Genomic DNA, 13,378 nt, shown 5'->3' with positions numbered 1-13,378 from the left:
CCGGGAGGGCGCGTGCTCAGCACGCGCCCTCCCGGTTTTTTTCGTCCAGTCGGCCGGCGGTGTCACCACGCCGGGCCGAGCCCCCTGATCAGGGTTTGCGGCCGACGGCTCCGGCGATGCAGCGGGCCGCAGGCGCGACGGGCTTCAGCGCGGGGCCGTCCGACCACCATTCGTCGGCCACCGAGAGCCCCGGGGGTACCAGTTCCAGGCCGGGGAGCATCTCGGTGATCTGCGCGCGGGTGCGGAACCTGCCCGCACCCATCGGCGACTTGACCAGTACCTGCTCGATGCGCTTGCCCAGTTCGGTCAGCTCCGGGATCTCCGGGTCCAGGAAGTGCGAGAAGACGACGTAGGAACCGGGCGGCAGAGCGTCGATGTACTCCCGCATCAGCGCCGGACCGCCGTCGCCCTCCAGGTGGTGGAAGGTGCCGTTCTGGATCAGCGCGACCGGCTCGGTGAAGTCGATGTGCCTGCGGACCGTCTCGTCGTCGAGCACCGCCCTCGGCCGGAAGATGTCGGCCTCGATGAGGTGCGTGTTCTCGTTCTCCACCAGCAGCGCGCGGCCGTGCGCGAGGACCACCGGGTCGTTGTCGACGTAGACGACCTTCGCCTCACGATTGGTGCGCTGCACGATCTGGTGGGTGTTCTCCGCGGTGGGCAGGCCCGAACCGCAGTCGATGAACTGGTTGACGTCGGTCTGCGTGGCGAGAAACCGCAGCGCGCGGTTCAGGAACCGGCGGTTCCCGAGTGCGATCACCGCGGCCTCCGGCACCGCGCTCAGCACCTTGCGCTGCATCTCCCGGTCGACCTCGTAGTTGTCCTTGCCGCCGAGGAAGGCGTCGTAGACCCTGGCGATACTGGGCCGGCTGGGATCCACACCGACGGGGATCTGGCTGGGGGACGACATCGGCGACGCGCCGGGCATGGTTACCTCACAGAACATCTTCGTGGCGAGAACCCCACACACCGTAGTGCCAAGGGGCCCGGGGGTAAACGGACGGTCCCACCGGTGCCGGGCGTGGCTACGATCGCCGGATGCAGGAACGGACGCTTCCGGTCTACCCGGCTGGTTCGGTCGACGTTCCGTACGTGATCGCGGACATGGACGAGCTGGTCGCGGACGACACCCGGTGGGGCGAGCACTCCCATCCCACGCACGAGTTGCTCTGGAACGAGCGCGGTACGTCGACTGCCAGCATCGGCCCGCGCACCTGGACCATCACGCCGATGGTCGGCCTGTGGATCCCGGCAGGCGTACTGCACGCCGGGCTGGCCCGCGCGGGGACCTGGTACCGGGCCGCGCAGTTCGACGTCCGCGACGCACCGGCGCTGGCCGACGAGCCGGTGGCGGTGAAGATCACCCCTCTGCTCGGCCTGCTGCTGGAGCGCCTGCGCGACACCACGCTCACCTCCGCCTCGCGCGGGGTCACCGAGTCGATGGTGCTCGACGTGCTCGCGCCGTCGCCGCATGCGCTGGTGGTGCACGCCCCGAAGGCGGAACTGCTGCGCCCGGTGGTGGACGCGTTGCGGCAGGATCCGGGAGACCAGCGGACCCTGGCCGAGTGGTCACGCGCGCTCGGTGCCAGCACCCGGACGATCTCGCGCGCCTTCCTGGCCGAGACCGGTCTGGGATTCAGCGGCTGGGTGGGCACCCTGCGGGCGCATCGCGCGGTGGAACTGCTGGTGGCGGGGTCCTCCCCGGAGGAGGTCGCGGCCGCCACCGGCTACGCCTCGGTCAGCGCCTTCGGGGCCGCCTTCCGGCGAGTCACCGGGCTCACTCCGGGCTCCTTCCGGCACCGCTGAACCCCGCGGCGCCATCCGACGACGACGTCCCGAGCGCATCCGCCCGGGTCACCGCACCGCGCTCAGGCCACCTGGTCGCCGCCGGCGACGGGCGAGCCGCTGTCCGAAGTGCGACATCGACAGTCTGAATTGCTCGATTGCGCCAATCGCGACCGTCGTTTACCTTGCTTAGGCAAGCCTAGCCTTATCGTTCACGCCATCGCGGAGTCCCTGCCGACCGGTCACCGCCGCCCGGAGCACGGTGCCGGGTCGCCGTCGTCGACCGTTCCCCGAAAGTTGAGTTCGCCCCCATGCGTACACCCCGTCTTCGCACCGCGGCCGCCGCTGTGTCGGTCGCCATACTCGGGCTCACCGCCTGTGCGGCCCCCGCCGAGCCCGGGCCCGCCGCGCCCGCCGGATCTTCGGAGCAGTTCCCGGTCACCATCGAGCACGTGCTCGGCACGACGACGATCCCCAAGAAGCCGGAGCGGGTCGCCACGGTGAACTGGGCGAACCACGAGGTGCCGCTGGCGCTCGGGGTCGTGCCGGTGGGAATGGCGGCGGCCAACTTCGGCGACGACGACGGCGACGGAGTGCTGCCCTGGGTCGAGGAGAAGCTGAACCAGCTCGGGGCCGGGACGCCGGTGCTGTTCGACGAGACCGACGGGATCGACTTCGAGGCCGTCGCCGACACCAATCCGGACGTCATCCTGGCCGCGTACTCGGGGCTGACCAAGGAGGCCTACGAGACCCTGAGCGAGATCGCCCCGGTCGTGGCCTTCCCGGAAGCGCCGTGGGCGACGCCGTGGCGGGAGATGATCGAGCTCAACAGCCAGGCCCTCGGTATGGCCGAGCAGGGCAGGGCGCTCGTCTCCGACCTCGAACGGCAGATGGCGGACGCGGTCGCGCGGAAGCCGCAACTGCGCGGGAAGTCGACGATGTTCCTCACCCACGTCGACGCGACCGATCTGAGCGAGGTCAGCTTCTACACCTCGCACGACACCCGGAGCCTGTTCTTCGGCGACCTCGGACTGGCCACCCCCGGGAGCATCGAGCGCGCCTCGGCGGAGACGGACCAGTTCTCGCGGACCATCAGCGCCGAGCGTGCCGACACCTTCGCCGATGTGGACATCATCGTCACCTACGGCGGCGAGGAACTGTCGAACCTGCTCCGCCAGGACCCCCTGTTGTCGCAGATTCCGGCCGTGGCCAACGGTTCCATCGTCTCGCTGCCCGGCAGCAGTCCGGTGGGGACAGCCGCGAACCCCACCCCGCTGGCGATCTCGTGGGTGCTCGACGACTACGTGTCGATGCTCGCCGACGCCGCCGACAAGAAACGGTGACCACAACCGAGACCGTCGCCGCGCGCCGGAGCCGGACCCGTCTGCCGTGGTTGCTCGCGGTCTCGGCGCTGCTGGTCGTCCTCCTCGTCGTCTCGGTGACGGTGGGGTCCCGGGACGTCGCCTGGGCGGACGTCCTCGCCGCGCTCGACGGGGCGACCGACAACGTCGGCCAGGCCGCGGTCGCGAAGCGCGTTCCGCGCACCCTGCTGGCCGTGCTGGTCGGCGCGGCGCTCGGGGTCGCGGGTGGGGTGATGCAGGGAGTGACCCGCAATCCACTGGCCGACCCGGGAGTGCTCGGCGTGAACATGGGCGCCTCGCTCGCCGTGGTCGCCGGGATCGCCTGGTTCGGCCTCGCCGACGCCACCAGCTACACCTGGGCCGCGATCGGTGGCGCGGGGGTCGCCGCGGTGCTCGTCTACACGCTCGGCTCGATGGGCAGGGGCGGCAGCACCCCGCTGAAACTCGCGCTCGCCGGAGCAGCAACCTCGGCCGCGCTGTCCTCCTTCGTCAGCGCGGTCGTGCTGCCGCGCAACGACATCTCCGGAAACGCGCGTTCCTGGCAGATCGGCGGCGTCGGAGGCGCCACCTTCGACGCCATCGGGCACGTGCTGCCGTTCCTGGCCGTCGGGTTCGCCGTCAGCCTGCTCTCCGCGCGCAGCCTCAACTCCCTGGCACTGGGCGACGATCTCGCCGCGGGGCTGGGGGAACGTGTCGCGATCGCGCGTGCCGCCGCGGCCCTGGGATCGGTGCTGTTGTGCGGCGCCGCCACCGCCGCGGCCGGGCCGATCGCCTTCGTCGGTCTCGTCGTGCCGCATCTGTGCCGGCTGCTGGCCGGAGTCGATCACCGGTGGCTGCTGCCGTTCTCCGCGGTGGCGGGCGCGTGCCTGCTGACCGCGGCCGACATCGCCGGCCGGGTCGTCGCCAGCCCGGGCGAGATCGCCGTCGGCATCATCACCGCGGTGATCGGCGCCCCGTTCTTCATCTACGTCGTCCGCCGGCAGAAGGTGCGTGAACTGTGAGTGTGGCGACCCTCGACGCCGTCGCGGGCGGCCGGGCCCGGCGGGCCCGCAGACGCCGAGCCGTGATCGCCGGGTTGCTCGTGTCGAACGCGGTGATCTTCGCCCTGACATTGATGATCGGGAAGACCTTCTACTCGCCGCAGGAGGTGCTGGAGGTCGTGCTCGGCCACGATCCGCCCGGTGCCTCGTTCACCGTCGGCCGGCTGCGGCTGCCCCGCGCCGTGGTGGCGGTGCTGGCCGGCCTGTGTTTCGGACTGGCCGGAGTCACCTTCCAGACGATGCTGCGCAATCCACTGGCCAGCCCCGACATCATCGGCATCAGCTCCGGGGCGAGTGCCGCCGCCGCGTTCGCGATCGTGGTGCTGTCCGCGGGCGGTGTGACGGTGTCGATCATCGCGATCGCCGCGGGGCTTACGGTCGCGCTGGTCATCTACCTGCTCTCCTTCCGCAACGGTGTCGCGGGCACCCGGCTGATCCTGATCGGCGTCGGCGTCACCGCCATGCTCGACAGCGTCACCTCCTACGTGATCTCCCGGGCGGCCGAATGGGACCGGCAGGAGGCCTCGCGCTGGCTGGCGGGCAGCCTCAACGGCGCCTCCTGGGCCGAGGCCGTCCCGCTGCTGGGAGCCGTGGCGCTGCTCGGCCCGGTGCTGCTGGGGCAGGTCGGCAACCTCGCGGCCATGCGACTCGGCGACGATTCCGCCTCGGCGCTCGGCGTGCGGGTGGAGCGCACCCGGCTCACGGTCATCGTCGCGGCCGTCGGGCTGACCTCCTTCGCCACCGCCGCGGCCGGGCCGATCGCGTTCGTCGCCTTCCTCTCCGGACCGATCGCGGCCAGGATCGTCGGCCCGAACGGATCCCTGCTGATCCCCTCGGCACTCGTCGGCTCGCTGCTCGTGCTCGTCGCCGACCTGTGCGGCCAGTTCGCGTTCAGCTCCCGTTTCCCGGTCGGCGTGATCACCGGCGTGCTGGGTGCCCCGTACCTGATCTACCTGATCATTCGTAGCAATCGGGCAGGAGATTCGCTGTGACCACGGACCACCACCTGATCGCCGAGAACCTCCGGCTCGGCTACAAGGACCACATCGTCGTCGACTCGCTCGACCTCGATGTCCTGCCGGGGCGGATCACCGCGGTCGTCGGTGCGAACGCCTGCGGGAAGTCGACCCTGCTGCGCTCGCTGTCCAGGTTGCTGACCCCGCGCGAGGGACGCGTTCTGCTCGACGGCAAGGACATCCACCGGCTGCCCGCCCGGGAACTGGCGAGAACCCTGGGGCTGCTGCCCCAGTCCCCGCTGGCCCCGGACGGCATCACCGTCGGCGATCTGGTCGGACGCGGACGCCATCCCTACCACAGCGTTTTCTCCCGCTGGAGTGTCGAGGACGACCGTGCGGTCGCGGCCGCACTGGACGCGGCGCGGATCGCGGACCTCGCCGAGCGGACGATCGACGAACTCTCCGGCGGTCAGCGGCAGCGGGTGTGGATCGCGATGGCCCTCGCGCAGACCACGGACCTGCTGCTGCTGGACGAGCCGACGACCTTCCTCGACGTGAGCCACCAGATCGAGGTCCTCGAACTGCTCGCCGAACTCAACCGGGAACGCGGCACGACCATCGTCATGGTCCTGCACGATCTCAATCTCGCGGCACGCTACGCACACCGGCTGGTCGCCCTCGCGGACGGACGCGTCCACTCCGCGGGTGAACCCGCCGAGGTGCTGACCGAGGACACGGTGCGGGCGGTGTTCGGCCTGGAGAGCCGGGTCATCACCGACCCGACCTCGGGAGCCCCGCTGATGCTGCCGCTGGGCGTGGCCCGGGGGTGAGGGCGCACAGCGGTGGGCGGTGTTCCGCCGGTGGTCTGATGTGGACGGACGGTCAGGCTTCGGATCGGGCCTGCCGCCAGGCTCGCACGGTTTCCTCCGGGTCGACCGGGACCGCGCGCAGCGGTGGGCCGACCTGCGGGTTCCGCTGTGCGTAACGGATCCGTTCGTTCAGGTCGGTGACGATCTCCCGGACCCGGCGCTCGGCCCGTTCGCCGGCGAGGGTGCGCGGTAGCTCGTCGAGCTCCTTGGCGAGCGCCAGCGCGGGCGGCAGCAGCGGTGTCGTGTCCAGGTTCTCGCTGCGTACCTTCTGCGCGATCCAGTCCAGCTCGCCCGCCGGGCGCTGGGGGAGGGGCTTGCCGCTGCCGGGCAGGTCGTCGAGTTCACCGCGCTCCTGCGCGGCGAGAATCTGCCGTTCCACCCAACTCTCGACGGACATGCCGAGGGGTTTGCGGTCCGTCATCGTCGCCTCCCGGACTCGTTTCGTCGTACGACGGTACGATAAAACTCGGAGGGTGTCGATGCCGAAGCGGGTGGACCACGATCAGCGCCGGACGGAGCTGGCCGCGGCGCTGGTGCGCTGTGCCCGGGTGCGCGGACTGCACGCGGTCGGGTTCCGGGAGGTCGCCGTCGAGGCGGGTGTCTCGGTGAACCTGGTGCAGTACTACTTCCCCACGAAGGAAAGCCTGCTGCACGGCGGACTGCTGTACGTGCGCGCCCGCGGCGCCGCACGGCTGCGCGCCCGGATCGACGCCGAGTCCGCACCGGTGGCCCGTATGCGCGCCATGCTCGCCGAACTCGTGCCCTACGACGAGGCGAGCACCGAGCTGTACACCGTGCACGCCGCCTACGCCGCGCTCGCCCTCACCGAGCCCGATCTCGCCGCCCAGCCACACGCCGCGGGCCCGGACGAGCTGCATCCGGAACTCACCGGCCTGATCGCCGAGGCCCGGCGGGACGGCCTGGCCGGCGGTGATCGCGCCCCGGAGCGGGAGGCCACCGCGCTGCTCGCGCTGGCGACGGGACTGTCCGCCTACGTCGTGTCCGGGTACCTCGGCCCGGCCGCCGCCACCGAGGTCCTGGGTGCGGCGCTCGACCGGCTCGCCGCGCTCTAGGCACCGGTCGCCGGGTCGGCGTATCGCCGTCACGACAACACTTTCCGTGTTCCCCCGGCTGCTCCTGACGGGTGGCGGAGATGGCCCCGACGGCGGCACCGGTGGGACGGGCCGCGCCCTACAGTTCGCGGTGCCGTCCCCTTCGAAGGAGCGCCGCATGTCCCGACGCCGACCTCCGGCCGCCGTTGTCGTCACCGCGCTGGCCACGGCCGCGACGCTGGCCGCGGGCACGGCACCCGCCACCGCGGGGGACCCCTCCGTCACCGGCACCCTCGACTACCTGCGGTCCATTTCGGGCACCGGCACCATCGCCGGCCAGCACAACAAGGAGCCGAATTCGGACCCGGCCCGGTGGACGCGCCGGGTGCACGAGATCACCGGTGACCACCCCGGACTGTGGGGAGGCGACTTCCTCTTCGCCCAGGACGACGTCGACAACCGGCCGACGATGGTCGATCAGGCCGTGAACGAGTGGGCGAACGGCGCCGTCGTCACCCTGACCTGGCACGTCTGCCCGCCCACCCAGGGGACCTCGTGTACCTGGGAGGACGGCGTGACGAGCTCGCTGTCCGAGGAGCAGTGGGGCGAGCTGATGACCGACGGCAGTCCGCTCAACCAGGCGTGGAAGGCCAGGCTCGACGAGGCCGTCCCTTACCTGCGGGAGCTACGGGACGCCGGGGTCCAGGTGCTGTGGCGGCCCCTGCACGAGATGAACGAGGGCTGGTCCTGGTGGGGTGGCAGGCCGGGACCGGAGGGCAGCGCCGGGCTGTACCGGATCACCCACGATTACCTGACCGGCCGGCAGGGCCTGGACAACCTGATCTGGAACTGGAACGTCAAGGACGTCGAGATCGGCTCGATCGGCGATTACTGGCCCGGCGACGAGCTCGTCGACGTGGCCTCGCTGGACATCTGGGCCAAGGACGAACCGTCCACAGAGGACTACGAGGCCATGCGCGCCGTCGCCGGGGACAGGCCGATCGCGCTCGGTGAGGTGGGCAGGGTCCCGCGGCCGGAGACGCTGGACGCCCAGCCGCTGTGGACGTACTTCATGGTCTGGGCGGAGTACCTCGACACCACCGAGCCCGCCGAACTACAGCGGACATATTGGGACGACCGGGTTCTCGTGCTCGACGAGCTGGATCGCGGGGACTGACCGCGTCGTCCGCACTCCGCGCCGGCAGCCGAAACACGCCGGCGCGGCTTCGCCGTGCCCGGACGCGGCACCGGGCCCCCTGTGTGGGTTGTCCGATTCGGGGCGAGGACAGGACAGATCGGCCGATGGCGCTTCTTTACCACGAAAGTCTGGTTCCCGTCCGGACCTCACCGGCCCAAGAATCGAGGAGCAGGATCGGTCGGTAGTACCACGGTGACCTTCCGTCACAAGGGTCGTCCACTCGCCAGAGCGCCCCGGCGTCTCCGCCGAGCGGACGACAACGATGTCGGCACTACGCGTTCCTGTCGCTTCTTCACCGGAGGACCAGCACAGACCAGTGGGTTCGAGGAAGACCGAGGAAGGGAACTGATGTGAAGGCAACTGCGTCACGACGGCTCGGGCGGGCACGTACCGCGACGATCCTGGCATCGGTAGCGATCATGGCCGCCTCCACCGGTGCGGCGGCGTTCGCCGCGCCCGCCGCCGACTCCGCGGCACCCGCCCCGGCGGCGGCGTTCGAGGACAACTTCGACGGTCCCGCCGGTGCGGCCGTCGACGGCGGCAAATGGAACCTGGAAACCGGCGACAACGTGAACAACCACGAGCGCCAGTGGTACACCTCCGGCACGGACAACGCGGCGCTGGACGGCAACGGCAACCTCGTGATCACCGCGAAGAAGGAGAACATCGGCCAGACCTGCTGGTACGGCCCCTGCGAGTACACCTCGGCGCGGCTGACCACCGCGGGCAAGTTCACCACCTCCTCCGGACGGGTGGAGGCCCGGATCAAGGTCCCCACCGGACAGGGCATGTGGCCCGCGTTCTGGATGCTCGGTGAGGACATCGGCAGCGTCGGCTGGCCGGAGTGCGGCGAGATCGACGTGATGGAGAACGTCGGCTTCGAGCCGGGCACCGTCCACGGCACCCTGCACGGTCCCGGCTACTCCGGTGAGGGCGGCGTCGGCAACTCCTACACCCTGCCCGACGGGCAGGCCTTCACCGACGACTTCCACACCTTCGCCGTCGACTGGTCACCCGAGAAGATCACCTGGTCCGTCGACGGGCAGGAGTTCAGCACCAAGACCCCGGCCGACGTGCCGGGGCGGTGGGCCTTCGACCACCAGTTCTATCTGATCCTCAACCTCGCCGTGGGCGGCTACTGGCCCGGCGATCCCGACGACAGCACGCAGTTCCCGCAGCAGCTCGTCGTCGACTACGTCCGCGTGAGCTGATCGCGTGCACGAGATCGAACGGAGAAAAGGGATGTTCCGGAAGACCGCGGCCGTGCTGGCCGGGGCGGCGATGCTGGCGGCCGCGTCGCCCGCGGCGAGTGCCGACGTGGCCCCCGAGGCGGCGTCACCCGCGTACGCGCCGTACCTCTACAACGGCTGGGGCGACCCGCCGGACCCGGTCACCGTCATGGAGGCCACTGGCACGTCGACGTTCACACTCGCCTTCGTGCTCAGCAACGGCGACTGCGACCCGCAGTGGGACGGCTCGCGGCCGCTGACCGGCGGGGTCGACCAGGGAACCATCGACGCCATCCGTGGCGCGGGCGGCGACGTGGTGCCCTCGTTCGGCGGCTGGAGCGGGAACAAGCTGGAGATCACCTGCACCAGCCCGGAGGCGCTGGCCGGCGCGTATCAGAAGGTGATCGACGCCTACGGGCTCTCGGCGATCGACATCGACATCGAGGGCGATGCGTACGAGGACGACGCGGTGCGCCAGCGCACGGTGGACGCGCTGAAGCAGGTGAAGGAGGCCAACCCGGAGCTGAAGGTGTACGTCACCTTCGGCACCGGGCAGGACGGCCCGGACACCCGGATGATCGACGCCGCGGCGTCGTCCGGGCTGACCGTCGACGCGTGGACGATCATGCCGTTCAACTTCGGCGGCAACGGGCAGAACATGGGTGAGCTCACCGTCCGCGCCACCGACGGCCTCAAGAACGCCGTCAAGAACGCGTACGGCTACAGCGACGAGGATGCCTACCGGCACAGCGGGATCTCGTCGATGAACGGCAACACCGACGTCGGCGAGGTGGTGAACCAGGGCGACTTCCAGTCCATTGTGGACTACGCCAATGCCAACCATCTCGGCAGGCTGGCCTACTGGTCGGTGAACCGGGACCGTCCGTGCGCCGGTGGCGGTGCGGACTCCTGCTCGGGGATTCCCCAGCAGGAATGGGAGTTCACCGGGCTGCTGGCCCAGTTCCAGGGCTGAGCTGCGTGACGGGGGGCGGGATCCGGACAGGCCCGGTCCCGCCCCCCGTCCGCACCCGGCACGGTGCGATCACGGCGAGGTGGCCGGCGTCGGCCGGGGGAACAGGCCCAGGAAGCGCTTCACCGCCCGCCGGTCGCCGGTGACGCGGACCCCCTCGTCCCGGGTCGCCTCGGACAACCGCCGCCCGCCGAACACCAATGACCGGAACGTCTCGGCCGAGCACTCAACCGTGCCCGTCGGCGTCTCGGCGGCCCCGCGGTCCAGGGTGAGGCCCTCGGTGGCCACGGTCGCCCGGAAGGTGTCCTCGTCCAGTCGGAGGGTGAACACTCCCTCGATTCCGGCGGCGGCGTTCGCGTCGAAAGTCGTCCGCAGGGCGAGCATCAGCGCGTCGGTGCCCAGCGGGGACGCCGAGGTCATCGGTGTGCGGCTGCCCCAGCGCGCCAGGTGGAACAGCGTTGGTTCGAGTTCGCGGCCGTGGGCGGTCAGTTCGTAGACCCATGCGCTCGCGGGCGGGCCGAGCCTGCGGCGGTGGACCACCCCGGCGTCCTCCAGGCCGCGAAGGCGCTGGGAGAGCACGTTCTGACCCGCGGCGGGCAGTCCGGCCCGCAGGTCGGTGAAACGTTTGGGGCCGAGCAGCAGTTCCCGCACCACCAGCAACGCCCAGCGCTCGCCGACGAGGTCGAGTGCGCGGGCGACCCCGCACGGGTCGTCGTAGTGTCGGATTCCTGGCACAGGGTCACGGTACCCGCACCTCGTTGTCGCTCAAAGACATCGAATGGTACTGATTCAGGACCTCTAGTCGATGTGGTCGTGTACCGGGGATGCGGAGCCCGTGCGGGTGATGACTCGTGGTCCGCACCACGCCGTCGCACAAGTCGTTCTGTACAGACGGCCCTTTTCTTTGCTACAAACATTCCTGCGACGCGGTTGAGTCCCCAGCCCGCGCACTGCCCGTCCTCGGCCGGACCGCGAAGGCCCGGCCACCAGGCCGGTGTGGTCCCGCCGCCCGGCCGGACCCGCGGCCCGCGAGGCCGCCGCGCCGGTGGACGCCTCGACTCAGGAAGGCCCTACGTGCCCGCTACCCCCCAGCACGACGCCGGTCCGGTACCGGCCGGATCGACTCCCCGGGACCGGGGTGAACCAAGAGCGCTGGGATGCCGCCCCGCCGTGCCGGTCCGGTGCGGCTCACTCAGCCTGACGGTGACCCGCCCTGGCCGCGGAACCGCCGCGGTCGTCGTGCATGTCGCCGGCGAGCTCGACGTCCTCACCGCTCCCGCACTGCGCGCCCTGCTGTGGCCCCGTCTCGTCTGTGCGGCGCGCACCGTCGTGGTCGATCTGTCCCAGGTCACCTTCCTGGGGCTGGCCGGGGTGCGCGTGCTCGACGCCGCACTGCTGCGGGCCTCGGCCGGTGAGGTGGACTTGCGGGTGGTGACCGGGCCGAGGTGTGTCGAGCGGGCACTGGAGCTCACCGGTGCGGCTTCGCGCCTCGACTGTCATGGTGACGTCGCCACGGCCCTGCGTGTCGCGCCCCGGCCGGCCGGCCGGCGGATGCGCTGGTGGCACGGCGAGACCTGCCCGACCGTGCGCTGAACCCAGGCGAACCCGATCGCCTGGGTCTCTGGTGGACTGTCCGTTGTGGACGCTCTCGGCGTACAGCTGTGGCGAGAGCGGGCCGGCTCAGGCCGGCTTTTCGGCGACGCCGCACCAGGCATACGGCTTCGCGGCCAGTTCCCGCGGCGGCAGGGTCGATGAGTCGACCTCGGGCCGCCAGTCGGCCTGGTGGGTGATGCCGGGTTCGAGCAGGTTCCAGCCGTCGAACCAGGAGGTGATCTCCTCGCGTTCACGCAGCCATACCGGATTGCTCGTCGACTTGTAGTGCTCGGCGAAGCGTGCCACGCCGGCTGCTTCCTCGGGGTCGTCCGGCACGGTCATGTGCGAGAGCGCGAGCCAGCTTCCGGGGCGCAGGGGGTCGATGTAGGAGTGGATGAGGGCGGACGGGTTGTCGTCCGGGCCGACGAAGTGCAGGACGGCGAGCATCAGTACGCACACGGGCTGGTCGAAGTCGATCAGCCGTTGGGTCTCGGGGTGTTCCAGGATCGCCTTCGAGTTTCGCATGTCCTCCTGTACGAGCGCGGCCCACTCGGTGGCCTCCTCGCGTTCCAGGATGACGCGGGCGTGTGCAGCGGCGACGGCCTCGTAGTCGACGTAGATCACCGCGGCGTGCTCGCCGGGATCCAGGTGCTCGCGGACGACCTCGTGCACGTTGCCGACGGTGGGCACACCGGAACCGAGGTCGATGAACTGCCGGATGCCCGCGTCGAGCGCGGCACGTACCGCGCGGTTCATGAACTGCCGGTTGTGCCGCGAGCCGTGCTTGGCGTGCGGCCAGAAGGCTTCCATCCGGCGGCCGAACTCGCGGTCCACGGCCCAGTTCTGGGTGCCGCCGAGATACCAGTCGTAGACCCGGGCGGCGGAGGGATTGTCGACATCGACGCCGGGGGGTGCATCGGGTGCGGTGTCGTTGCCCTCGGTCATGCTCGGCTCCCTCTGCCCCACGGTTGCGCTCCCACTCAAGGGTAACGCGCGACGGTCGCGACCTGCCATGGTGTCCGCGAGGCTGGCCGCGACCTGTCGACGTGCCATTGTCACGCTCGGTCACATTCATCATACGCTTTGGCGGATGACGACGGAACCGGCAGGCCACCACAGCGGATGGACCTACCGGCCGGGTGGGGAGCTCGGTGTCGCCAGGATCGGTGGACGAGTCTGCCGGTGCCGGGAAGGGGCCGGTCGAGCTCGCCCGTGCTCGGCGACCGAGTGGACCGCACTCGGCCCATCGGCGGACCTCGCGCGTGGGCATGGTCCGGTGGTGGCCCCGCGCGACGATCGCGTTTCGGCGCGATTGGTGGTGCTCCGGT

General features: G+C 70.6%; 13 protein-coding genes and 1 pseudogene. 10 read left to right on the top strand and 4 right to left on the bottom strand.

Going from position 1 to position 13,378, the window contains the following annotated elements; all coding sequences use genetic code 11:
* Positions 1-88: 88 nt before the first annotated feature.
* Positions 89-925 (bottom strand): SAM-dependent methyltransferase, encoded by an 837-nt coding sequence (locus CFN78_RS17665; RefSeq protein WP_094863921.1) that lies wholly within the window; start codon positions 923-925, stop codon positions 89-91.
* 110 nt (positions 926-1,035) lie between these two features.
* Between CFN78_RS17665 and CFN78_RS17660 the strand changes: the two genes are divergently transcribed.
* From CFN78_RS17660 to CFN78_RS17640, 5 genes are all read left to right on the top strand, one after another.
* Entirely contained in the window at positions 1,036-1,803 is a 768-nt protein-coding gene (locus CFN78_RS17660) for a helix-turn-helix domain-containing protein (protein WP_094863920.1), read from the top strand.
* Between the two features lie 290 nt (positions 1,804-2,093).
* Complete coding sequence (locus CFN78_RS17655) at positions 2,094-3,125, top strand: iron-siderophore ABC transporter substrate-binding protein (protein ID WP_094863919.1); 1,032 nt, start codon at positions 2,094-2,096, stop codon at positions 3,123-3,125.
* On the top strand, positions 3,122-4,144 hold the full coding sequence (locus CFN78_RS17650) for a FecCD family ABC transporter permease (RefSeq protein ID WP_094863918.1): 1,023 nt from the start codon (positions 3,122-3,124) through the stop codon (positions 4,142-4,144). The genes CFN78_RS17655 and CFN78_RS17650 overlap by 4 nt, the downstream gene beginning before the upstream one ends.
* Positions 4,141-5,175 carry a FecCD family ABC transporter permease gene (locus CFN78_RS17645; RefSeq protein ID WP_094863917.1) on the top strand — a complete coding sequence of 345 codons (1,035 nt, stop codon included), beginning with the start codon at positions 4,141-4,143 and terminating at the stop codon, positions 5,173-5,175. The genes CFN78_RS17650 and CFN78_RS17645 overlap by 4 nt, the downstream gene beginning before the upstream one ends.
* Complete coding sequence (locus CFN78_RS17640) at positions 5,172-5,969, top strand: ABC transporter ATP-binding protein (RefSeq protein WP_094863916.1); 798 nt, start codon at positions 5,172-5,174, stop codon at positions 5,967-5,969. The genes CFN78_RS17645 and CFN78_RS17640 overlap by 4 nt, the downstream gene beginning before the upstream one ends.
* Positions 5,970-6,021: 52 nt before the next feature.
* On the opposite strand, the gene CFN78_RS17635 is transcribed toward CFN78_RS17640, so the two are convergent.
* Positions 6,022-6,429: a DnaJ family domain-containing protein gene (locus CFN78_RS17635; RefSeq protein ID WP_094863915.1), complete on the bottom strand. Its 408-nt coding sequence runs from the start codon at positions 6,427-6,429 to the stop codon at positions 6,022-6,024.
* Positions 6,430-6,487: 58 nt separating this feature from the next.
* On the opposite strand from CFN78_RS17635, the gene CFN78_RS17630 reads away from it, so the two are divergent.
* The 4 genes and pseudogenes from CFN78_RS17630 to CFN78_RS17615 all read left to right on the top strand — a co-directional run bounded on the left by CFN78_RS17630 (position 6,488) and on the right by CFN78_RS17615 (position 10,460).
* A complete protein-coding gene (locus CFN78_RS17630) occupies positions 6,488-7,081 on the top strand; it encodes a TetR/AcrR family transcriptional regulator (protein ID WP_094864003.1) in 594 nt (197 codons plus the stop codon).
* A gap of 157 nt (positions 7,082-7,238) precedes the next feature.
* Positions 7,239-8,237 (top strand): glycoside hydrolase family 26 protein, encoded by a 999-nt coding sequence (locus CFN78_RS17625; protein ID WP_094864002.1) that lies wholly within the window; start codon positions 7,239-7,241, stop codon positions 8,235-8,237.
* A gap of 440 nt (positions 8,238-8,677) precedes the next feature.
* A pseudogene (locus CFN78_RS17620) lies at positions 8,678-9,466 on the top strand (glycoside hydrolase family 16 protein); the annotation flags it as partial.
* Positions 9,467-9,500: 34 nt separating this feature from the next.
* On the top strand, positions 9,501-10,460 hold the full coding sequence (locus CFN78_RS17615; protein WP_110495009.1) for a chitinase: 960 nt from the start codon (positions 9,501-9,503) through the stop codon (positions 10,458-10,460).
* 69 nt (positions 10,461-10,529) lie between these two features.
* Here CFN78_RS17615 and CFN78_RS17610 read toward each other — a convergent pair whose 3' ends face one another.
* On the bottom strand, positions 10,530-11,192 hold the full coding sequence (locus CFN78_RS17610) for a winged helix-turn-helix transcriptional regulator (protein WP_094863913.1): 663 nt from the start codon (positions 11,190-11,192) through the stop codon (positions 10,530-10,532).
* A 339-nt stretch (positions 11,193-11,531) separates the two neighbouring features.
* Here CFN78_RS17610 and CFN78_RS29190 point away from each other — a divergent pair, with 339 nt between their 5' ends.
* Positions 11,532-12,050 carry an STAS domain-containing protein gene (locus CFN78_RS29190; protein WP_165777594.1) on the top strand — a complete coding sequence of 173 codons (519 nt, stop codon included), beginning with the start codon at positions 11,532-11,534 and terminating at the stop codon, positions 12,048-12,050.
* Positions 12,051-12,137: 87 nt separating this feature from the next.
* Here the strand turns inward: CFN78_RS29190 and CFN78_RS17600 are convergent, their stop codons facing one another.
* Positions 12,138-12,995: an SAM-dependent methyltransferase gene (locus tag CFN78_RS17600; RefSeq protein WP_094863912.1), complete on the bottom strand. Its 858-nt coding sequence runs from the start codon at positions 12,993-12,995 to the stop codon at positions 12,138-12,140.
* Positions 12,996-13,378 lie beyond the last annotated feature (383 nt).

Source organism: Amycolatopsis antarctica, from assembly GCF_002262875.1.
In the GTDB taxonomy this organism is placed as follows: domain Bacteria; phylum Actinomycetota; class Actinomycetes; order Mycobacteriales; family Pseudonocardiaceae; genus Amycolatopsis; species Amycolatopsis antarctica.
This window is presented reverse-complemented; position numbering and strand designations above follow the sequence as displayed.

Coding starts and splice junctions, on each gene's coding strand:
- CFN78_RS17600 (WP_094863912.1), bottom strand. CDS start 12,995: ATGACCGAGGGCAACGACACCGCACCCGATGCACCCCCCGGCGTCGAT.
- CFN78_RS17660 (WP_094863920.1), top strand. CDS start 1,036: ATGCAGGAACGGACGCTTCCGGTCTACCCGGCTGGTTCGGTCGACGTT.
- CFN78_RS17615 (WP_110495009.1), top strand. CDS start 9,501: ATGTTCCGGAAGACCGCGGCCGTGCTGGCCGGGGCGGCGATGCTGGCG.
- CFN78_RS17635 (WP_094863915.1), bottom strand. CDS start 6,429: ATGACGGACCGCAAACCCCTCGGCATGTCCGTCGAGAGTTGGGTGGAA.
- CFN78_RS17655 (WP_094863919.1), top strand. CDS start 2,094: ATGCGTACACCCCGTCTTCGCACCGCGGCCGCCGCTGTGTCGGTCGCC.
- CFN78_RS17630 (WP_094864003.1), top strand. CDS start 6,488: ATGCCGAAGCGGGTGGACCACGATCAGCGCCGGACGGAGCTGGCCGCG.
- CFN78_RS17665 (WP_094863921.1), bottom strand. CDS start 925: ATGCCCGGCGCGTCGCCGATGTCGTCCCCCAGCCAGATCCCCGTCGGT.
- CFN78_RS17625 (WP_094864002.1), top strand. CDS start 7,239: ATGTCCCGACGCCGACCTCCGGCCGCCGTTGTCGTCACCGCGCTGGCC.